Annotated in this window: 1 protein-coding gene; it reads right to left on the minus strand. The window is 69.2% G+C overall.

What is annotated here, in order from left to right; translation table 11 throughout:
• Nucleotides 1–293, minus strand: a 293-nt coding sequence (locus EJ913_RS31350) for an NAD(P) transhydrogenase subunit alpha part 2 (protein WP_148125333.1), incomplete at its 3' end; no start/stop codon positions are given.
• Nucleotides 294–399 lie beyond the last annotated feature (106 nt).

The following is a 399-nucleotide window of genomic DNA, read 5'->3' on the forward strand; positions in this document are numbered from 1 at the left end:
GGTCCGGCGGCGACGAGCGCGCCGACGATGATGACGGAGGAGACGGCGTTGGTGACGGCCATCAGCGGCGAATGCAGCGCCGGGGTGACGCGCCAGACGACGTAATAGCCGACGAAGCAGGCCAGCACGAGCACCGTCAGGCCGGTGACGAAGAAGCTGCCGTGACCGGCGGCGGACTCGACGGCGGGATGCGACGTGGCCACCTGGGCGGCCAGAAGATCGGCCTGCTGGCCGAGCGCCACGAGGTTCGCCTTCAATTCGGCGATGCGGGCGGACAGTTGGGTCTGATCCATGAAGTGTCTCTCCTCGGGCGCGTCAGCCGGCGAAGGCCGGGTGGACGACGGCGCCGTCGCGGGTCAGCGCGATGGCCTTGACGATCTCGTCGTCCCAGTTGACGGT

It is taken from the genome of Azospirillum doebereinerae, assembly GCF_003989665.1.
GTDB lineage: Bacteria > Pseudomonadota > Alphaproteobacteria > Azospirillales > Azospirillaceae > Azospirillum > Azospirillum doebereinerae.